The following is a 20,313-nucleotide window of genomic DNA, read 5'->3' as shown; positions in this document are numbered from 1 at the left end:
CTGCATGAACTGGTTCACCGAACCACTCTCTACCCGTGCGGGACACTTGGCAAGTAGCACTGTGAAATTTTCAGAGTGCCGTGTTCTTCGTGGCAAGGGCATGGCACACTGCTGGCAACCGTGCATGGGGAGGTTCCAAAGTGAGTGAACCGCGGTCTGCCCCGACCGTGGGACAGGTCGTACTCGGCAAACGCCTGATGGATCTGCGCGAGAGAGCCGGCCTGAAACGCGAGGAAGCCGCGAAGCTTCTCCGGGTGGCGTCGGCCACCGTCCGCAGGATGGAGACCGCCGAGGTCACGCTCAAAGTCCCCTATGTGCAGGTACTTCTCCGGGCCTACGGAGTCGGCGAGGACGAGGCGAACGCCTTCGTCGAGCTGACCGAGGAGGCCAACAAGCCCGGCTGGTGGCAGCGGTTCCACGACATCCTGCCGGACTGGTTCAGCATGTACGTCAGCCTGGAAGGCGCCGCCTCCCTGGTCAGGGCGTACGAACCGCACTTCGTGCCGGGGCTGCTCCAGACGGAGGGGTACGCCCTGTCGGTCATGCACGCCGGCGCGGTGGGTCAGGTCCAGCCGGAGGCGATCGAGCGGCACGTCGCACTCCGTATGCAACGCCAGTCCCTGCTCACGCGGTCGGACGCACCCAGATTGTGGGTGATCATGGATGAGACGGTGCTTCGCCGTCCCGTCGGAACGCCGGACATCATGCGCGAGCAGGTCGACCGGCTCATCGACGCGACCGAGATGCCCAATGTGACGTTGCAGATCGCGGAGTTCTCCTCCGGACACCACCCCGGGACGTACGGGCCGTTCGTGCTTTTCCGTTTCGCCATGCCCGAACTGCCCGACATGATCTACAGCGAGTACCTGACCGGCGCCGTCTACCTCGACTCGCGTCCTGAGGTGGCGACCCACCTTGAGGTCATGGACCGCATGGCGGCTCAGGCTGCAACTGCACAACGCACGAAGGAGATCCTCAAGGATGTCCGCAAGGAGCTGTGAATGGATCCGATATACAACGGCATGCCCGCCACCGACCTCGGCGCCGAAGGCTGGCACAAGCCGTGGAGCGGCGGCAACGGCGGCAACTGTGTCGAGGCCATGAAGCTGGCCGACGGCAGAATCGCCGTACGCCAGTCCAACGACCCTGACGGCCCCGCGCTGATCTACACCCACGGTGAGATCGCCGCGTTCATTCAAGGCGCCAAGTCCGGCCAGGCAGACTTCCTGCTCACCTGACGTCCGGATCGGCCGGATCCCACCTGGTACGAACCGATCAGGGCTGATCGGATCTCCACTCATCTGTTCTTTGCCACATGTTTCGCCACTTGTTCCGCCACCTGTTCTTGCCAGTGACGCTGAGACTCATGGAGTGCACATGACCGGGCATGACCCCATCGACACCAGCAGGCCACACCCGGCTCGCATGTACGACTGGTTCCTCGGCGGCAAGGACAACTATCCCGTCGACGAGGAGATGGCCCGCCAGCTCCTCGAACTGAACCCGCTCGGGCGGGAGATGGCCAAGTGCAACCGGGCGTTCATGCACCGGGCGACCCGCTGGCTCGGCGCCGAGGCCGGCATCCGCCAGTACCTCGACATCGGTACGGGCATCCCCACCGAGCCCAACCTGCACCAGATAGCCCAGCAGGTCGCCGCGGACTCGCGCGTCGTCTACACCGACAACGACCCCATCGTGCTGCGGCACGCGGAGGCGCTGCTGCGCAGCAGCGCCGAAGGCTCCACCGAGTACATCCAGGCCGACGCGCGTGAGCCCGACGCGATCGTCGAACAGGCCGGGAAGATACTGGACTTCGACAAGCCGGTCGCCCTGTCGCTGATCGCGCTGCTCCACTTCGTCCCGGACGAGGACGGCGCGCACGAGCTGGTACGCAAGTTGCTGGCGCCGCTGGCGTCCGGCAGCTATCTCGTGATCTCCCACACCACGGGCGAGTTCGACCCGGAGGGCTCGGAGAAGGCGCAGGAGCTGTACAAGGCGAAGGGCGTACCGCTGGCGCTGCGCTCTCGCGAGGAGGTCGGCGAGTTCTTCGAGGGTCTCGAACTCGTCGACCCCGGTGTCTCCCTGGTGACCGAGTGGCGCCCGGAGCTGGGCGAGGTCGTCCCCGTCCCGGACAACGGGCTCATCCCCGGTTTCGTGGGCGTCGCCCGCAAGCCCTGACCGACAGACCACACGGTCCGGACCGGCGGGGGTCCGGGCAGGCAAGCGCCTCGGCGCCGCAGCACTCTCGGGGGGTGCAGCGGCGCCGAGGCGTTTTCCGGCACCTTTCCGTACCTTCCGGCACCGCTGCAACCCCCTCCCATGCCCCGGCCCGCCGAGGATCGCGTGTGTGCCGCGTCACAGCGCCGGAAGCCGTGGCGCGGCCTTGCGACACGCACGCGCGGCCCCGGAGCCGTTCAGCGGCCCTCCGGACCCCTTCCCGGCCCCCGTCCACGCCCATGTCCCCGCTCTCGCCGGGCATCGGCCCCTCCGGCGGCCGGGCACAATATGCGGATGGCCCGACGCCCCACACGTCCCACGCGAAGCTCAGCCACCGCCCGCCCGGCGGCGGCCCCACGCGCTTCACGCGACGCCTCGCCCTGTCTCTGCGGTCTGCCCGCCTCCTACGGAGAGTGCTGCGGCCGGTTCCACGCCGCCGTCGCCGCCGCGCCCACCGCCGAGCGCCTGATGCGCGCCCGCTACAGCGCCTTCGCGGTGGGTAACGAGCCGTATCTGCTGAGCAGTTGGCACCCCGCCACCCGACCGTCGCGAGTCGACCTCGACCCGGTGATGCGCTGGTCGGGCCTGGAGATCCGGGCCACCACCGAGGGCAGCGCCTTCCACACCACCGGCACCGTCACCTTCCGCGCCCGCTACACCCGCCGCGGCGAGGAGGGCGTGCTGGACGAGCGCAGCCGATTCGAACGGCACGAGGGCGCCTGGGTCTACGTCGACGGCACCTTCGTCGAGCAGTAGGCCGGCCTCCGCGCGGGATCAGCCGCCCGGGATCAGCCGCCCGACGCGAGCACCTCCGCCAGGTCGTACCGCACCGGCTCCTCCAGCTGCGCGTACGTGCACTCCTCGGGCGTACGGTCCGGGCGCCACCGGCGGAACTGCGCCGTGTGCCGGAACCGGTCACCCTCCATATGGTCGTAAGCGACCTCGCACACCAGCTCCGGCCGCACCGCCACCCACGACAGGTCCTTCTTGCCCGACCAGCGACTCGGCGCGCCCGGCAGCCTGGCGCTCTCGTGCGCCGACTCCTGCGCCCACGCGGCCCACGGATGGCCGTCGGCGGGATCCATCCGCAGCGGAGCCAGCTCGTCCACCAGCTCGGCCCGGCGCTTCATCGAGAACGCGGCGCACACCCCCACGTGCTGAAGCGTCCCGGCCGGGTCATGCAGCCCGAGCAGCAGGGAGCCGACGATTGGACCGCTCTTGTGGAGGCGATATCCGGCCACGACCACATCCGCCGTCCGCTCGTGCTTGATCTTGTACATCACGCGTACGTCCGGCCGGTACGGCAGGTCAAGCGGCTTGGCGACCACCCCGTCGAGCCCGGCGCCCTCGTAACGGAGGAACCACTCCCGGGCCAGCTCCACGTCCGTGGTCGCCGGCGCCAGATGCACGGGGGCGGCGACACCCGCGAGCGCGTCGACGAGAGCGGCGCGGCGCTCGGACTGCGCGGTGCCGAGCAGCGACCGGTCGCCGAGCGCCAGCAGGTCGAAGGCGACGAAGCTCGCCGGGGTCCGCTCGGCGAGCGTCCGCACCCGGGAGTCCGCCGGGTGGATGCGCTCACTGAGCCGGTCGAAGTCCAGCCGTCCCTCGTACGCGATCACGATCTCGCCGTCGATCACACACCGCTCGGGCAGCTCCCGCAGAAAGGCGGTGACCAGCTCGGGGAAGTAGCGGGTCAGGGGCTTGCCGTTCCGGCTGCCGATGACGACCTCGTCGCCGTCGCGGTGGATCAGCGCACGGAAGCCGTCCCACTTGGCCTCGTACTGCATACCGGGCGGGATTCTCGCCACGGACTTGGCCAGCATCGGTTTCATCGGAGGCATCACCGGCAGATCCATGCCCCCGATTGTGCGCGGAACAAGGCCCGTCCGCTCGATATGCGGGCGGGGGGAGCCCGGCCTACGGTGGCGCGTATGGCGAGCAAGGGCGCGGCGATGGAGCTGGAGGCCGGCGGGCGGACCGTACGGCTGTCCAGCCCCGGCAAGATCTACTTTCCCGACCGGGGCTTCACCAAGCTGGACGTCGCCCAGTACTACATCGCGGTGGGGGAGGGGATCACCCGCGCCCTGCGGAACCGGCCGACCACCCTCCAGCGCTACATCGAGGGCATCACCGGCGAGTCCTTCTACCAGAAGCGGGCACCCAAGAACCTGCCCGACTGGATCCCCACCGCCCGCATCTCCTTCCCCAGCGGACGCACCGCCGACGAGATCTGCCCCACCGAACCGGCCGCGGTGCTCTGGGCGGCGAATCTCGGCACGCTGACCTTCCACCCCTGGCCCGTACGGCGGGGGAACACCGAGCACCCCGACGAGCTGCGCATCGACCTGGACCCGCAGCCCGGCACCGACTTCCACGACGCCGTCAGGGCCGCGCACGAGCTGCACGGCATCCTCGACGAGCAGGGTCTGCACGGCTGGCCCAAGACCTCCGGCGGTCGCGGTCTCCATGTGTTCGTGCCGATCGAACCCCGCTGGACCTTCACCCAGGTACGGCGCTCCGCCATCGCCGTCGGCCGGGAGCTGGAGCGCCGCATGCCGGGGCGGGTCACCACGGCGTGGTGGAAGGAGGAACGCGGGGAGCGGATCTTCGTGGACTACAACCAGACCGCGCGCGACCGCACCATCGCGTCGGCCTACTCCGTACGCCCCAATCCGAACGCCACGGTCTCCGCGCCGCTGCGCTGGGACGAGCTGGACGACGTCGCCCCGCGTGACTTCGACATCGCGACGATGCCGGCCCGCTTCGCCGAACTCGGCGATCTGCACGCGGACATGGACTCCGAGGCGCACAGTCTGGAGGGCCTGCTGGAACTGGCCGCCCGCGACGAGCGCGACCACGGCCACGGCGATCTGCCGTACCCGCCGGACTATCCGAAGATGCCGGGCGAACCGAAACGGGTCCAGCCGAGCCGGGCCCGGCCGGACGCTCCCGAGGAACCGTAGCGACGCCCTGAGGAACGGTGGCGATGCCCTGAGGAACGGCCGGCAAGACCGCCCCTTCCACCGTGCCTCAGTCCAGTGACAGTTCGCCCTGATCGTTCTTGATCTTCACCTTGACCCAGGCACGGCCACTGCTGTTGCCGTCGCCGACGCCGGCCACGGTGCATTCGAATTCCCGGCCCGCCTCGACGGGGACGGAGGCGGGGCAGATGACATCGTCCAGGGTCGGGGGCTTGGCGAAGGCGGGGTCGGTTTCGACGCCGTTGAGCACGGTCCGCGCCAACGCGTCCTGGTCCAGCACGCGTTGCGGCTGCACGGCCGGGCTCCCGGCCAGGAGCATGATGGTGAAAGTGAGCGCGCAACAGGCGATCACGGCCAGGGCGAGCGTCATGACGGTACGGGAGAAGCTGCGTTGATCAGTCACCCGGACAGTCCTATCGGGCTGTCCGCGTTCATTCAACCCGGGCGGTGATCTGAAGTCCCGCCCGAGGCGTATCTGCCGGAGAACAGCCCCTCCCCGGAGGCCGGTTCGGCCTCGACGGGACCCGGTGCCCCCGGCGTCACCTTCAGTTGATCAGTCACGGGCGGCCAAGCCAGCCGCGCCGCCGCGGGGACCGCCATCGGTTTTCGGGGCGGCCGGAGCGCCTCTCGCCACGGGTGGCGCGAACGGCGAAGTGCCCCCTCCCGTACGGGAAGGGGCACCTCTGTCGGTTCAGTCTCCTGCGGGAGGAGGTGTCAGAGCTGCTTGATCCGGATGTCGCGGTACGAGATGACGTCCGTCGTGCCGTGCACCTGGAGTCCGACATAGCCGGACGAGTAACGCCGGCCGTCGGTACCCACGTCACCGGCGCGCGGCGGAGTGAACTCCTGGCCGCCGATGTTGTCGAACTCGTTGATCACGACACCGTTGCGCAGGATCGTGTAGTGCTGGTCGACCACCTTGATCTCGTAGTCGTTCCAGCTGCCCTTGGGCGTGACGCCCGCGCCGGCCAGGCCGACCCGGTCGAAGCCGTAGAGCGATCCCGTCTTGTACATGTCGCCGTCCGGGCGGTCCAGGATCTGGACCTCGTGCCCGTAGTTGATGGCGACCCACTCCGGCCGGCTCTCCAGCGGGTGACCGTTGACGTTCGGGAAGCGCACGAAGACACCGCCGTTGGCGTTGCCCGTGCCCGGCGCGTCGTCACGGAACTGGAGCTTCAGCGAGAAGTCGTCGTACTTGCGCTCCGGGAACCAGAGCATGCCCATGCCCTCGACGGTGGTGCTGCTCGTCATCGCGCCGTCGGCCGTGAGCGCGAACTTGCCGCCGCCGACCTGGGCCCACTTGGAGAAGGTGTCCTCCGTGCCGTCGAAGATCGTGCGGTAGCCGGTCGTCTGACCCGGCTTGCCGATCTTCGACTGCTTGGCGGCCTTCGTGATCTTCGTGCGCTCGCGCTGGTCGATCACACCGTCCGACTTGAGCTTGGTCAGCACCGACTCGACGTGCTTGAGGAACAGCGCCTGCGAGGACCAGTCCTTCTCGTCCTCGATCAGCTCGTTGATCGTGCAGCGGCTGGTGGTGAGCCGGTTCGGCACACCGGTGTCGACGGCGCCGACGATGACCGTCAACCGCACGTCGTACTCAGGGCAGTTGGGGGCCGGAACGCCACCGCCCTTGGCGATGGTGAACGTGACCTCCTTGGCCGCCGAGGTGTTGCCCGCCTTGTCCGTCGCCCGGTGCGCGAGCTTGTGGTAGCCCACCGCGTCGACGATCACGGGCTTGGTGTACGCGAGGTACGGACCGCCGTCGAGCGAGTACTCGATCTTCTCGACACCCGAGTCGTCGTCCGTCGCCTTGAGCGTCGCCGTGGCGCTGGTGATGTACGCGCCGTCGGAGTTCTTGTCACCGCTCACGGCGGCCGTCGAGACCGGCGCCGTCGTGTCCTTCACCGGAGGGGTGACGACCGTGAAGTCGACGGCCTTCTCGGCGGCGGCGTTGCCCGCCTTGTCGGTGGCCCGGTAACGGACCTTGTGCGTACCGACCTCATGGACCATCACCGGCGCGGTGTAGTCCTGCCAGGCCCCGTCCGCACCGAGCGCGTACTCGATCTTGTTGACACCGGAACCGGCGTCCGACGCGGTCACGGTCACCGTGGCCATGTCCAAGTACGCGCCGTCCGCGTCCTGTTCACCGGTCACCGTCGCCGAGGTCTCCGGCGCGGTCGTGTCGTCCGTGTCCGGCGCGACGACCTTGAACTCGGCCGTCTTCTCGGCCGCCACGTTGCCGGCCTTGTCGCTCGCCCGGTATCTGATGGCGTGGTCGCCGACCGTGTTGACCACCACGGGCGTGGTGTACGGCTGCCATTCGCCGTCGGCCCCGACCGCGTACTCGATCTTGTCGACACCGGAACCGGCGTCGGTGGCCGAGAGCGTCGCCGTGGCCTGGCCGATGTACGCGCCGTCGCCGTTCTGGTCGCCGTCGATCTTGGCGGCCGTCTCGGGCGCGGTGGTGTCGTCACCGCCGCCGCCGTCGGTGACGGTGAAGGTGCCGGTCATCATGCCGTGACCGGGGATCGTGCAGAAGAAGCGGTAGGTGCCCGGGGTCAGTACGACCTCGGCCGTCTGCTTGCCGCCCTGCGCGTCCTCCGGACTCGCCATCAGGTTGAGCGTCACGTCGGTGTTGTAGTCGGGGTTCGACGTGTCGAACGTGACCGTGTGCGGCATCGACGTGGTGTTGCCGGTGGCCTTGCTGTTCTCGAAGACGATCGTCGCGGGACCCGCGACGGCCGTCTTGGGGAACGTCAGGTACTCCGTGGTGGAGTTCCCCGCCGTCCAGTTGAGCACCTGGGCCGCCGCCGTCGGCGACTTCCCGTTGTCGGAACGTCCGTATGCCTGAGTCGAGGTCAGCCCCAGCACCAGCATCAACGAGCCCAGCAGGGCCGTCCACAGGCGTAGAGGTCGCCGTCTCAGTGCGCCGCGTTGCCTCACTGCGTCGCCTTCCTGGCCAGATCCGCGGCGGCCGGTGTGGCCTCGCCGCCCTTGTACGTCACGCGCCACAGCGCGGACTTCGCGTCGGAGGTGAAGAAGCCACGTCCGTAGTCGAGCACGTAGAGCGAGCCGTCCGGGGCGAACTTCCAGTCCATGAGGTTGCGGATACCGCTCTCACCGACCGGAATGATCTTCTTCAACGACTCGGCGTGCACGGGCAGTCCGCCCTTGCCCGCGGTCTTCGGGTCCAGATTGACCGCGTGCCGCGGCTGCGTCTGGTCGTAGAAGTCACCCACGAACCACTTGCCGTCCCAGTACGACGGCCAGCTCTCCGCCGTCGCCTTGTCGGCGTCGAACCGGTAGAGGGGACCGTTCATGGTCGCCTGGCCACCGCCCTTGAGCCACGGCAGGAGGTAGGTCGCCTCCGCCTCCTTGTAGCTCGGGACACCGTTCGCGTCCCGCGGGTAGTCCGGCGCGCCGCCCTGGGGCGAGTACCAGATGGTGTTCCCCGTGATCGGCGGGATGTTGACGAGACCGTCGTTGTTCGGCGACTCGTTCTTCGGCGCGTCGCAGTTGTACCAGCCCAGCGGCTTCGTCGGGTCCGGCAGATTGCGGTCGCGGTACGGCTGCTTGTTGCCCATGCAGTACGGCCAGCCCTGGTTGCCCGCCTTGGTGATGGCGGCGAAGGTGTCGTACTTCGCCGGACCCCAGGTGGTGCTCGGGGCGCCCGCGTCGGGGCCGACCCAGCCCGCGTACAGGGTGTCGGTCGTCTTGTCGACGGAGATACGTGCCGGGTTGCGAACACCCATCACATAGATCTCGCCGCGCGTCTTGCCGCCGCCCTCGGCGGTCTCCTCACCCGTGAAGAGGTTGCCGGTGGGCAGGGTGTACGTGCCGTCGTCCTCGGGGTGGATCCGCAGGATCTTCCCGTTGAGGTTGTTGGTGTTGCCGGCCGTACGGCGCGCGTCCGCGAAGGAGACGCCCTTGTAGTTCGGCTGCGGGTTGTTGCCCGAGTAACCGTCGCTGAACTGCGAGGAGTTGTTGTCCCCGGTCGCGATGTACAGATTGCCCTTGGAGTCCCAGGCCATACCGCCGCCGGAGTGGCAGCAGCTGTTGATCTGCACCGGCCAGCTCAGCAGGACCTTCTCGGTGGCGAGGTCGAGCTTGTTCGTCGCGAGGTCCAGGGTGAACCGCGAGACCTGACGCTGCGCCATCCGGGTGTCACGGTTGATCTTGGAGTGGGGTGTGTAGTGCAGATACACCCAGCCGTTGGTCATGAAGTCGGGGTCCAGCTCGATACCGAGCAGGCCCTCCTCGTTCTTGACCAGCTCGTCGCCGCCGCCCTTGTTGCCGAAGATGGTCAGGCCGCCGGCCTTGGTGACCTTCTTGGTCTTCGGGTCGTAGACGTGGATCTGGCCCTCGCCCTTGCCGATGTCCGGGTTCGCCCAGTCGGTCACGACGGGCTGGGTGTTGTCGCCGCCGCCGCGGCCGATGTAGAAGACCCGGCCGTCGGGCGCGACGACGGTGCCGTGCGGCTCGCCGATCTGGTCCGACTCGCCCGGCTTGTTGGGCTGGGTGAGGCGCTCCGCCGTGTAGTTGGCGTCGATCGTCGCCTTGCAGTCGGCGCGCGAGATACGGGTGGTCCACTGGAGCGCGCCACGCAGGTGGTCGCGGAAGTCGGTCTCGGCGTACGAGTCGACGGTGGCGCCCATGCCCGTGTAGAAGGACCGGCCGCCGTCGTAGTCGCGGCACCAGGAGACCGGGTGGTCCGCGCCGTTGGCGCCCTCACCCGGCTTGTAGGTGCTCTCCCTGACACGGGCCACGGTGTGCACGGTGCCCGTCGGGTTCTTGTCCCAGTTGAACCACTTGTCGGAGCGCTTCCACTCCTGCGGCAGGTTCTTCGTGGCGGGGTGCTGACGGTCGCCCACCTCGACGGTCGCGCGCTGCACCGTGTCCGGGCTCGCCGCCTTGGGGCGGGCGCCGATCAGTCCGGTGAACCAGTCCGAGTACGGCTCGGTGCGCGCCGCGTCCCGAATGCCGAGGAAGCCTCCGCCGGCCTCGACGAAGGCTTCAAGTCCCGCCTCCTGCTCGGGATCCAGTACATCGCCGCCGCCCGTCAGGAAGACGACCGCGTTGTACTTGCCGAGCTTGGTGGCGTTGGTGAAGACCGAACCGTCACCGTTGGTCTCGGTCTTGAACCGCTGCGCGGCGGGGCCGGTGAGGCCGATCTTCTCGATCGCCTCGATTCCGGCGTTGACGATCGGGGACTCCTCCGACGTCGAACCGTGGAAGACGAGTACCTTCACGTTCTTGCCGCCGGGCGGCGAAGGAAGGGACAACGTTGTCGACGGCGGCTCCGGGTACGGACCCGCCATGGCGTTCCCGCCGAGCAGAGACGCGGCCATCGTGCCGGCCACCACGGCGGCGCCCATTACGCGCCGGGATCTTGACCGGCGATGTGGTACGCGCTGCATGTGTTCACCCACCCATCTTTGGTCACAGCAACAGGCGTGAAGCTAGACCTCTTTCGGTGGCGCGCCAAGAGGTATCACCAGAATGGAACTAACTTTGTCCTGAGTGTGGATAAACGAAGATCCCCGAGCTACCGTGTGGCCGTCCCGGGGCTTCACTGTGTCCCGACAGTCTCAGCACCGCATGTGGGGAGTTCGGCATGGCGATGGACAGACGGAGTTTCAACCGGCGCCTGATGGCCGGCGGCGCGGTCGCGGCAACGGGCGTGACATCGTTGTCCGTTGCCTCGGCGTCCTCGGCCGCACCCGCGCCGATGGCCGCGGCGGCGGGCCCGAAGAGGGCACCCGCCGGCGGCAAGGTGCACCATCTCACCATGGTGGCCGAGCGGTTGGGCACGGGGAAGATCGGCTACGGCTTCGAGAAGGGCAAGGCGACGGTCCCCGGTCCGCTGATCGACATCGTCGAAGGCGACACCGTCCACATCGAGTTCACCAATCTCACGGACGTCGACGCCAGCCTGCATGTGCACGGTGTCGACTACGACATCGCCAACGACGGCACCCGTATGAACAAGAGTCATGTGGAGCCGGGCGGCAAGCGCACGTACACCTGGCGCACCCACAAGCCCGGCAAGCGCGCGGACGGTACGTACCGCGAGGGCAGCGCCGGCTACTGGCACTACCACGACCATGTCGTCGGCACGGACCACGGCACGGGTGGCATCAGGCAGGGCCTGTACGGCGGCCTCGTGGTGCGCAGGGAGGGGGACATCCTTCCCGACAAGCAGTTCACGATCGTCTTCAACGACATGCAGATCAACAATCTGCCGGGCGCCGAGAGCCCCAACTTCGAGGCCACCGTGGGTGAACGGCTCGAAGTCATCATGATCACGCACGGCGAGTACTACCACACGTTCCACATCCACGGTCACCGTTGGGCGGACAACAGGACCGGGCTGCTCAGCGGCGCCAACGACACCAGCCGGATCGTCGACAACAAGATCACCGGGCCCGCGGACTCGTTCGGCCTACAGATCATCGCGGGCGAGGGCGTCGGCGCGGGCGCGTGGATGTACCACTGCCATGTACAGAGCCACTCCGACCAGGGCATGGCGGGCCTGTTCCTGATCGCCAAGCCGGACGGCACGATTCCCGGGTACGAGCCGCACCACCCGGCCCCGGCGAAGAAGGGCGCGAAGGGCGCGAGCGCACAGGGCGCCCACGCGGGTCACTGACAGGCGCGTCACTGACATGTGCGTCGCTGACATGTGCGTCGGATCGGCCGGCACACCGGCCGGACCGACGCGCGCCGGCCCGTCCGACGGGCTGGCCGATCCGACCTGCCGGGCGGGCTCCCGTACGCCCGTCCGGCACGGTCGGCCGCCCTCGCCGTACACATGCGGGAGCCTCGGATCGGTAGCAGACTCGGGAGAAGAAGCACTCGGGGGTCTCTCGAAGGAGCCATGATGCTCACCACCCGTTACGTCCCGGGTTCGCCGAACTGGGCGGATCTCGCCACGCCCGACATCGAGGGCGCGAAGACCTTCTACGGAGGCGTCCTCGGCTGGACCCATCTGCCGGCCGGCCCCGAATTCGGCGGCTACGGCATGTTCCAGCTCGACGGCAAGACCGTCGCGGGGGCCATGCAGCTGCCCGCCGAGCAGGCCCCGCCGTCCTGGACCCTGTACTTCCAGACGGACGACGCCACGGCCACCTCCACGGCCGTGAAGGACAACGGCGGCACGGTCGTGAACGAGCCGATGGACGTCGAGGACCTCGGCCGGATGACACTGTGCGCCGACCCGGCCGGGGCGGGCTTCGCCACCTGGCAGCCGGGCAAGAACACCGGCCTGGAGGCCACCGACGCCCCCGGCACCCTGTGCTGGGCCGAGCTCTACACCCCGGACGTCAACGCCGCCACCGGCTTCTACGGCTCCGTGTTCGGCTGGGACACGACCACGATGCCGATGCCGGGAGGCGGCGGCGACTATGTGATGGTCCAGCCCGCGGGCAAGGGCCCGGACGGCATGTTCGCGGGAGTCGTCCCCAACGGCGCGGACTCCGGCCCCGGCGCGACAGGGCCGAACTGGCTCCTGTACTTCGGCACGGCCGACTGCGATGCTGCCGTGGCGACCGCGGACCGGCTCGGCGGCACGACCGTTCAGGAGCCCACCGACATCGAGGGCGTCGGCCGCTTCGCCGTACTGGCCGACCCGTACGGCGCGCGCCTGGCGGTCATGCAGGGTGTCTCGCAGGACACCTGACCGAGGGCCGTGACCGAGGGCCGTGACCGAGGGCCCCGGCCAGGGGCGTACGGGGGAAATCCCCGGCGGCGGTCCGGAGGGATATCTTTCGGACGGCCGCGCCATCAGGTCATTGATCGAATGTTTATCGGCACCAGGCAGCGTGTGTGTCATGCCGATCGATCCCATGAACACCATCACCAGCATCACCGGGCGCACGTGGCAGGAACTCTCCTGGCAGGAGAACGCGCTGTGCGCCCAGACCGGCCCCGAGTTCTTCTTCCCGGCCCCCGGCTCCTCCACCCGCGAGGCGAAGCAGCTGTGCGGTGCCTGCGAGGGGCGGCGGGAGTGCCTGGAGTACGCCCTCGACAACGACGAACGCTTCGGGGTGTGGGGCGGGCTGTCCGAGAAGGAGCGCGAGCGCCTGCGCCGCACCGGTGCGGCGGCCACCGGCACCACCGTCTGAGCGCCCCGGCCTCCTCGGGCACCGCACCCGCCGGTGACCCCGTGACCCCGCGATCTCGCGGCCTCGCGTTGGCGCGGGACCGCGGAGCCGGCGTCGGCGGGGACGCCGGCCCTGGTCGTCGGGCGATCGGCCGGGCGGGACCGGCCGGGCGGAATCAGCCTGCGGCGCGTGCGGCCATCCGGGCCTTACGGGCGGCGAGCTTCTCGTCGAACTTGGACGCCTCCGAGTCGAGCCCGGCCATGTACAGGCCGAGTTCTTCCTGCGCCTTGAGCCCCTCGGGGCCCAGTCCGTCGATGTCGAGCACCTTCAGATAGCGCAGCACCGGCTGGATCACGTCGTCGTGGTGGATGCGCATGTTGTAGATCTCGCCGATGGCCATCTGCGCGGCGGCGCGCTCGAAGCCCGGCATGCCGTGTCCCGGCATCCGGAAGTCCACGACCACGTCGCGCACGGACTGCATGGTCAGGTCCGGGGCGATGTCGAAGGCCGCGCCGAGCAGGTTGCGGTAGAAGACCATGTGCAGGTTCTCGTCGGTGGCGATACGCGCCAGCATCCGGTCACAGACGGGGTCGCCGGACTGGTGGCCGGTGTTGCGGTGCGAGACGCGCGTCGCCAGCTCCTGGAAGGCGACGTACGCGACGGAGTGCAGCATCGAGTGCCGGTTGTCGGAGGTGAAGCCCTCCGACATGTGCGTCATCCGGAACTGCTCCAGCTTGTCCGGGTCCACGGCGCGCGAGGCGAGCAGATAGTCGCGCATCACGATGCCGTGCCGGCCCTCCTCGGCGGTCCAGCGGTGCACCCAGGTGCCCCAGGCCCCGTCACGGCCGAAGAGACTGGCGATCTCGTGGTGGTAGCTGGGGAGGTTGTCCTCGGTCAGCAGGTTCACCACGAGGGCGATCTTGCCGATGTCGGTCACCTTGGACTGCTGCGGCTCCCAGGCCGTGCCGTCCTCGAAGAGACCGGGGAAGTTGTGCGCGTCGGACCAGGGCACGTACTCGTGCGGCATCCAGTCCTTGGCGACCTTGAGATGGCGGTTGAGTTCTTTCTCCACCACCTCTTCCAGCGCGTACAGCAGCCGGGCGTCGGTCCACGCCTCCGAACTGCCGAGATGGGGAGAGGTGAGTGTCACGTGTGCTCCTGGGGACGGGAGTAGTACCTACGGGTTCGTAGGTTACGTGACCGTAGGTTAAGGGCGCAGTAAGCGGAGAGCCAAGCCCGCATCCACGACTCCCGGCTACCGGCGGTTATGCCCGCAGGTCACGCAGCCGTACGGAGAGACAGGTCACGCACCCTTCGAGCTTCTCGAATTCCCCGATGTCGACCGGTACGGGCGTATGACCGAGCCCCGCGAACAACTCCGCGCTGCGCGGAGCGCCCGCCGACAGCAAGAGCTTCCCGTCGCCGAGCAGCACCACGTGCGACCCCGCCTCCTCGGGCACGGACAGGAAACGCGGGAAGAGTGACGGGTCGTCGACGAGGGGCGCGTAACCGATCATGGTCCCGTCCGGCAGCGCCGTCACCGCCGACTTCAGATGCAGCGCCTTGGTCACCGGTACGGAGACGACCCGCGCGCCCAACGGCTCGAAGGCGGCGGTCAGTTGCCGCAGACCCTCGACGTTCGTCCGCCCGCCCTGCCCCACGTACACCGTGTCGCCGACCTTGAGCACGTCGCCGCCGTCGAGCGTGCCCGGCTCCGTCACCCGCTCGATCCGGCAGCCGAGCGCGGACAGCGCCTCCTCGACCGCGGTCGTCTCCGGGCGGCGCGACTCGGCGCCCGAACGGGCGATCAGCGCGACATCGCGGAAGATCACCACCGGGTCCTCCACGAACACCGCGTCCGGGCAGTCGTCGGCGGGCGCCACCTCGGTGGTCTCCCAGCCGTGCTCCCGCAGCGCGGCCGTGTACGACTCCCACTGGGCGAGGGCCAGGTCGGCGTCGACCGGTGTGCGTTCCAGATGGGTCAGCAGCCCCTCGGTGAGCCGCGGGCCGGGGCGTCGGATCAGGGCTTTCCTGCTGGGCATGGGGCTTCTCCGGATCGGTCGTGGTCGGGTCCGTGGCCACGGCGGGGCCGGACCCGACCACGCTACGTCAGCCGGCGCTCATCGGAGCGGCGCGCCCACGCCCCCGCATCGGCGGCCCTCTCACACCGCCCTCTCACATCGCCTTCTCACACCGCCACCTCATGCCCCACCTCACGTCGCGACGTCCCGCCGCAGATACTCGGCGGTGAAGGACGTGGGATGGCGCAGCAGCTCGGCCGGTGTTCCCTCGAAGACGATCTCGCCGCCGTGCTTCCCGCCGTCCGGACCGAGGTCGATCACCCAGTCCGCGCGTTTGACCACGTCCATGTTGTGTTCGACGCAGATCACCGAATTCCCCCCGTCCACCAGCCGGTCGAGCAGTGCCAGCAGGGTCCCCACGTCCGCCATGTGCAGCCCGGTGGTCGGCTCGTCCAGGACGTACACGCTGCCCGTACGGTGCAGTTGGGTCGCCAGCTTGATGCGCTGCCGCTCGCCGCCCGACAGTGAGCTGAGCGGCTGACCGAGCGTCAGATAGGTGAGTCCCACGTCGTTGAGCGTCCGCAGCTTGCGCGCCATCGCCCGGTCGCCGTCGCCGAACTCCTCGAAGAACGGAATCGCCTGAGCGGCCGTCATGTCCAGCACGTCGACGATCGATTTGCCGCCGACCCGGAGCGCCAGTACGTCGTCGTTGAACCGCCGTCCCTCGCACACCTGGCAGACCGTCGTCACCGGGTCCATGAACGCCAGATCGGTGTGGATGACCCCACGCCCCGCGCACTCGCCGCACGCGCCAGAGGAGTTGAAGCTGAAGAGCCCCGGCTCCACCCCGTTCACCTTCGCGTACACCTTGCGAATGATGTCCATGGCGCCCAGATACGACGCCGGGGTGGACCGTGACGAGGCGGTGATGGCGCCCTGGTCGATCACGATCGCGTCCGGGTGCGCCGCCGTGAACACCTGGGAGACCAGCGTCGACTTTCCCGACCCCGCGACACCGGTCACCGCCGTCAGGACCCCCGTCGGGAACCGCACGTCGATGTCCTTCAGATTGTGCAACGCGGCTCCGCGCACCGGCAGTTGGCCGGTGGGGGAGCGGAAGGCCGTCTTCATGGGGGTACGGCTCACCAGATGCCGGCCGGTGAGGGTGCCGGCGTCCCGCAGCCCCTTCACCGTCCCCTCGAACACCACCTGCCCGCCGTCGGCGCCCGCCCGTGGCCCCATGTCGACGACATGGTCCGCGATCGCCAACACGTCCGGGTCGTGCTCCACCACCAGCACCGTGTTGCCCCGGTCGCGCAGCCGTACCAGCAGATCGTTCAGCCGGCCCACGTCGCGCGGGTGCAGCCCCACGCTCGGCTCGTCGAAGATGAAGGTCAGCCCCGTCAGTGAACTCCCCAGGTGGCGCACCATCTTGAGGCGCTGCCCCTCGCCCCCGGAGAGTGAGGTCGTCTCCCGGTCCAGACTCAGATAGCCGAGCCCGATCCCCACCAGCCGGTCGAGCCGGGCGCGCGCGGCGGCGGCGATCGGCGTCGCCACCGGATCGTCGATCCGCGCCAGCACCTCCGCCAGGTCGGCGACCTCCATGCGTGTGTGGTCGGCGATGGTCAGACCGTCGATACGGGTCGCGAGAGCCGCCTTGTTCAGCCGCGCCCCGCCGCACGCGTCGCACACCCGCTGCACGGTGAACCGGTGAGCGGCCTCCTGGCGCTTGGTGGACATGGTGGCCGTGTCGCGATTGAGGAAGAGCCGGGTGAACCGGTCCACGATTCCCTCGAACCGCGCGTCGGCCGGCCCGGTCCGCATCTCCACCGTGACGGTGAAACCGCCGCCGTGCAGCAGCAGTTGGCGCTCCTCGGCGGTGTACCGCCCGATCGGCTTGTCCGGGTCGAAGCGCCCCGATCCGGCGTACAGGTTCCACTCCCAGCCGCCCACCGTCAGTCCGGGCAGCAGCAGCGCGCCCTCGTTCAGGGACTTCGACCAGTCGACCGCGCGGTCGAGGTCGAGCCGGACCACCCGCCCCACACCGTCGCACTCCGGGCACATGCCGGCCGGGTCGTTGAAGGAGTACGCGGTGGCCGCCCCCGCGCTCGGCGTGCCGTACCGCGAGAACAGCACCCGGATCACCGAGTAGATGTCGGTCATCGTGCCGACGGTGGAGCGCACATTGCTGCCGACCGGCTTCTGGTCGACGACGATGGCCACGGACAGGTCGTCGATCGCCTCGACGTGCGGGCGCTCGTGCTTGGGCAGCCGGTTCCTGATGAACGTCGTGAAGGTCTCGTTCAGCTGGCGCTGCGACTCCACGGCGATCGTGTCGAAGACGATCGAGGACTTGCCGGAGCCGGAGACGCCGGTGAAGACGGTGATGCGGTCCTTCGGAATGGTCAGCGAGACGTCCTTGAGGTTGTTCTCACGGGCGCCCACGATGGTGATGTTCTGAGGCATGGGCCCGAAGCTAATCGGAAATCCAGACAGCTACTGTCTGGATTTCCGACCAGCGGGGGCCTCTTTCTCAGGAGCCGCCCGGCGACGACAGCCCCGCCCGTACCTCCTCCGCCGTCGTGTCCCGCAGCTCGCCGTCCAGCACGAGCCACCGTGTGACGCCGATCGACTCCAGGAACGGCATGTCGTGACTCGCCACGACCAGGGCGCCCCGGTACGCCCCCAGCGCCGCCGTGAGCGCGCGCACGCTCGCCAGGTCGAGATTGTTCGTCGGCTCGTCCAGCATCAGCAGCCGGGGCGCCGGCTCCGCGAGCAGCAGGGCGGCGAGCGAGGCGCGGAACCGCTCCCCGCCCGACAGGGTCCCCACCGGCTGGTTCGCCCGCGCGCCCCGGAACAGGAAGCGGGCGAGCCGGGCCCGGATCTCGTTGTCCGTGGCGGCCGGCGCGAACCGCGCCACGTTCGCGGCCACACTCAGCGCGTCGTCCAGGACATCGAGCCGCTGCGGCAGAAAGCGCGTCGGCACCAGCGACTCGGCCTCGCCGGAGACCGGCGCCAGCTCCCCGGCGACCGTCCGCAGCAGCGTCGTCTTGCCCGCCCCGTTCCGGCCCACCAGCGCGATCCGCTCCGGTCCGTGGATCGCGAACTCGCCCGCGGCCCGCGCCCCGTACCGCAGCTGAAGTTCGCGCAGCCGCAGCACGCCGACGCCCGAGTGCACCTGCGTGGCGGGCAGCTCGATCCGGATCTCGTCGTCGTCGCGCACCGCCTCGACGGCCTCGTCGAGCCTCTCGCGTGCCTCCGTGAGTTTCGTGGTGTGCATGATGCGGTGCTTGCCCGCCGACACCTGCGCCTGGCGTTTGCGCTCCTGCATGACGGCCTTCGGCTCGCGCTTGGTGTCCCACATCTTCTGTCCGTAGCGCTTACGTCGCGCCAACTTGACCTGCGCGTCGGCCAGTTCGCGCTTCTGCCGCTGCACGTCGCTCTCGGCGACGCGCACCATCCGCAGCGCCGCCTCCTGTTCGACGGCGAGGGCCTCCTCGTACGCGGAGAAGTTCCCGCCGTACCAGGCGACCTCGCTGTCCCGCAGGTCGGCGATCCGGTCGACCAGATCGAGCAGTTCACGGTCGTGGCTGACCACGACCAGCACCCCCGACCAGGCCTCGACGGCCGCGTAGAGCCGCCGGCGCGCGTACAGATCCAGATTGTTCGTCGGCTCGTCGAGCAGCAGCACCGACGGGCGGGCCAGCAGCAGGGCCGCCAGGCGCAGCAGCACGCACTCGCCGCCCGACACCTCGCCGATGGTCCGGTCGAGGCCGATGTGGGCGAGCCCGAGCTGGTCGAGGGTGGCGTGCGCCCGTTCCTCGACGTCCCAGTCGTCGCCGATCGTCGCGAAGTTCTCCGCGCTCGCGTCACCCGCCTCGACGGCGAGCAGCGCGGCACGGGTGGCGGCGATGCCGAGCGCCTGGTCGACGCGCAGTCCGGTGTCCAGCACGGCGTCCTGCGGGAGATAGCCGACCTCACCCACCGCGTTCGTCCTGCCTTCGGTGGGTGTGAGCGCGCCGGCCAGCAGCTTCAACAGGGTTGATTTACCTGACCCGTTGACGCCGACCAGCCCGGTCCTGCCCGGCCCGACGGCCAGGTGGAAGTCCTCGAACACGACGGAACCGTCGGGCCAGGCGAAGGAGAGCGCGGAGCAGGTGAGATGAGGGGAAGTAGACATACGGGTCTCCGAGGTCGCTGCGATGGGGATGCGTGGCAACGGTGGGAGACACCGGCAAAGAGGGCACCGGGGAAGGACGGCCGACAGCCGAGGTCACACGCGGTGCGCGCCGGCTGGGAAGCGGCGCTGCACGGTGTCTCAGGACCTCAGAAGAGCAACGTCCTACTCCGTTCGGCGACAACAAGGAACGCTGTACACCGTACGAACGGGCGGGGGCGGGCGCAACGTGTTTTACGGGCGCGGGGCGGGGCGCTGGGCTCAGGGCATGGGACGCGGGCGGCGCCGGGCGCGGGCGCCCGTCAGCAGGCGTCGCGCAGCAACTCCGCGACGTCGTGGTCCAGATCGAGATACAGATGCTCACGGCCGACGGGCACGACGCCCAGCGACCGGTCGAGGAAGCGCCGCACCTCCGAGGTGCGGACGTGGACCATCGCGACACCCTCGGGGGCGTGGAACTCCAGGACCGTACGGTCGTAGCCGAACGGGCGCACCCGTACGTCCCCGAGCCCGGCCGGTTCGTCCATCCCGACGGTCAGCAACTCCCGCGAGAACGCCCAGGACACCTCCGTGCCCTCCAGGGTCGCCATGGCCGGGAACGCCATCCGCACGGCGAACGGATCCTCGCCGTCGTAGCGCAGGGTCGCGGGAACGGTCTCCAGCTGTGGCGCCGAGGCGACCAGCCGGGCTTGCAGGGCCTGCTCGATGACGTTGGACAAGGCCAGCTCCCCTTTGCGCGGCTCGGGCGGATGAGTCTCCTCCGCTACAGGGAAGGACGACGCGAGACGCTGAAGAGTGCTCGCCGAACGGCGTGA

Annotated in this window: 17 protein-coding genes; 8 read left to right on the top strand and 9 right to left on the bottom strand. The window is 69.1% G+C overall.

The window, feature by feature from the left end:
* The first annotated feature begins 140 nt into the window (after window positions 1-140).
* From ACFYNU_RS03130 to ACFYNU_RS03115, 4 genes are all read left to right on the top strand, one after another.
* Window positions 141-1,001 (top strand): helix-turn-helix transcriptional regulator, encoded by an 861-nt coding sequence (locus tag ACFYNU_RS03130; protein ID WP_356589523.1) that lies wholly within the window; start codon window positions 141-143, stop codon window positions 999-1,001.
* On the top strand, window positions 1,002-1,238 hold the full coding sequence (locus ACFYNU_RS03125) for a DUF397 domain-containing protein (RefSeq protein ID WP_356589521.1): 237 nt from the start codon (window positions 1,002-1,004) through the stop codon (window positions 1,236-1,238).
* 139 nt (window positions 1,239-1,377) lie between these two features.
* The gene (locus tag ACFYNU_RS03120; RefSeq protein WP_356589519.1) at window positions 1,378-2,178 is read left to right on the top strand and encodes an SAM-dependent methyltransferase; all 801 of its coding nucleotides are present in this window, start codon (window positions 1,378-1,380) and stop codon (window positions 2,176-2,178) included.
* A 333-nt stretch (window positions 2,179-2,511) separates the two neighbouring features.
* Entirely contained in the window at window positions 2,512-2,973 is a 462-nt protein-coding gene (locus ACFYNU_RS03115) for a YchJ family metal-binding protein (RefSeq protein WP_356589517.1), read from the top strand.
* A gap of 32 nt (window positions 2,974-3,005) precedes the next feature.
* Here the strand turns inward: ACFYNU_RS03115 and ACFYNU_RS03110 are convergent, their stop codons facing one another.
* On the bottom strand, window positions 3,006-4,073 hold the full coding sequence (locus tag ACFYNU_RS03110) for an ATP-dependent DNA ligase (protein ID WP_356589515.1): 1,068 nt from the start codon (window positions 4,071-4,073) through the stop codon (window positions 3,006-3,008).
* Between the two features lie 75 nt (window positions 4,074-4,148).
* Here ACFYNU_RS03110 and ligD point away from each other — a divergent pair, with 75 nt between their 5' ends.
* Window positions 4,149-5,180 (top strand): non-homologous end-joining DNA ligase, encoded by a 1,032-nt coding sequence (gene ligD, locus ACFYNU_RS03105; RefSeq protein WP_356589513.1) that lies wholly within the window; start codon window positions 4,149-4,151, stop codon window positions 5,178-5,180.
* 67 nt (window positions 5,181-5,247) lie between these two features.
* On the opposite strand, the gene ACFYNU_RS03100 is transcribed toward ligD, so the two are convergent.
* From ACFYNU_RS03100 to ACFYNU_RS03090, 3 genes are all read right to left on the bottom strand, one after another.
* Window positions 5,248-5,601 (bottom strand): DUF4333 domain-containing protein, encoded by a 354-nt coding sequence (locus tag ACFYNU_RS03100; protein WP_356589511.1) that lies wholly within the window; start codon window positions 5,599-5,601, stop codon window positions 5,248-5,250.
* A gap of 311 nt (window positions 5,602-5,912) precedes the next feature.
* Window positions 5,913-8,075: an OmpL47-type beta-barrel domain-containing protein gene (locus tag ACFYNU_RS03095; RefSeq protein ID WP_356589694.1), complete on the bottom strand. Its 2,163-nt coding sequence runs from the start codon at window positions 8,073-8,075 to the stop codon at window positions 5,913-5,915.
* A 62-nt stretch (window positions 8,076-8,137) separates the two neighbouring features.
* Window positions 8,138-10,615, bottom strand: a complete 2,478-nt coding sequence (locus ACFYNU_RS03090; RefSeq protein ID WP_356589509.1) for a ThuA domain-containing protein — start codon at window positions 10,613-10,615, stop codon at window positions 8,138-8,140.
* Window positions 10,616-10,818: 203 nt separating this feature from the next.
* Here ACFYNU_RS03090 and ACFYNU_RS03085 point away from each other — a divergent pair, with 203 nt between their 5' ends.
* The 3 genes from ACFYNU_RS03085 to ACFYNU_RS03075 all read left to right on the top strand — a co-directional run bounded on the left by ACFYNU_RS03085 (window position 10,819) and on the right by ACFYNU_RS03075 (window position 13,321).
* Window positions 10,819-11,847, top strand: coding sequence for a multicopper oxidase domain-containing protein (locus ACFYNU_RS03085; RefSeq protein WP_356589692.1), 1,029 nt, complete (start codon window positions 10,819-10,821; stop codon window positions 11,845-11,847).
* 231 nt (window positions 11,848-12,078) lie between these two features.
* Complete coding sequence (locus ACFYNU_RS03080; RefSeq protein WP_356589507.1) at window positions 12,079-12,876, top strand: VOC family protein; 798 nt, start codon at window positions 12,079-12,081, stop codon at window positions 12,874-12,876.
* Window positions 12,877-13,027: 151 nt separating this feature from the next.
* Window positions 13,028-13,321 (top strand): WhiB family transcriptional regulator, encoded by a 294-nt coding sequence (locus ACFYNU_RS03075; protein ID WP_356589505.1) that lies wholly within the window; start codon window positions 13,028-13,030, stop codon window positions 13,319-13,321.
* A 154-nt stretch (window positions 13,322-13,475) separates the two neighbouring features.
* Here ACFYNU_RS03075 and ACFYNU_RS03070 read toward each other — a convergent pair whose 3' ends face one another.
* The 5 genes from ACFYNU_RS03070 to ACFYNU_RS03050 all read right to left on the bottom strand — a co-directional run bounded on the left by ACFYNU_RS03070 (window position 13,476) and on the right by ACFYNU_RS03050 (window position 20,217).
* Window positions 13,476-14,450, bottom strand: a complete 975-nt coding sequence (locus tag ACFYNU_RS03070) for an acyl-ACP desaturase (protein WP_356589503.1) — start codon at window positions 14,448-14,450, stop codon at window positions 13,476-13,478.
* 115 nt (window positions 14,451-14,565) lie between these two features.
* On the bottom strand, window positions 14,566-15,342 hold the full coding sequence (ddaH, locus tag ACFYNU_RS03065) for a dimethylargininase (RefSeq protein ID WP_356589501.1): 777 nt from the start codon (window positions 15,340-15,342) through the stop codon (window positions 14,566-14,568).
* A 171-nt stretch (window positions 15,343-15,513) separates the two neighbouring features.
* A complete protein-coding gene (locus ACFYNU_RS03060) occupies window positions 15,514-17,787 on the bottom strand; it encodes an excinuclease ABC subunit UvrA (RefSeq protein ID WP_356589499.1) in 2,274 nt (757 codons plus the stop codon).
* A 67-nt stretch (window positions 17,788-17,854) separates the two neighbouring features.
* The gene (locus ACFYNU_RS03055; protein ID WP_356589497.1) at window positions 17,855-19,501 is read right to left on the bottom strand and encodes an ATP-binding cassette domain-containing protein; all 1,647 of its coding nucleotides are present in this window, start codon (window positions 19,499-19,501) and stop codon (window positions 17,855-17,857) included.
* 299 nt (window positions 19,502-19,800) lie between these two features.
* Window positions 19,801-20,217 carry an SsgA family sporulation/cell division regulator gene (locus ACFYNU_RS03050; RefSeq protein ID WP_356589495.1) on the bottom strand — a complete coding sequence of 139 codons (417 nt, stop codon included), beginning with the start codon at window positions 20,215-20,217 and terminating at the stop codon, window positions 19,801-19,803.
* Window positions 20,218-20,313 lie beyond the last annotated feature (96 nt).

The organism is Streptomyces sp. NPDC006643, assembly GCF_042870175.1.
In the GTDB taxonomy this organism is placed as follows: Bacteria; Actinomycetota; Actinomycetes; order Streptomycetales; family Streptomycetaceae; genus Streptomyces.
This window is presented reverse-complemented; position numbering and strand designations above follow the sequence as displayed.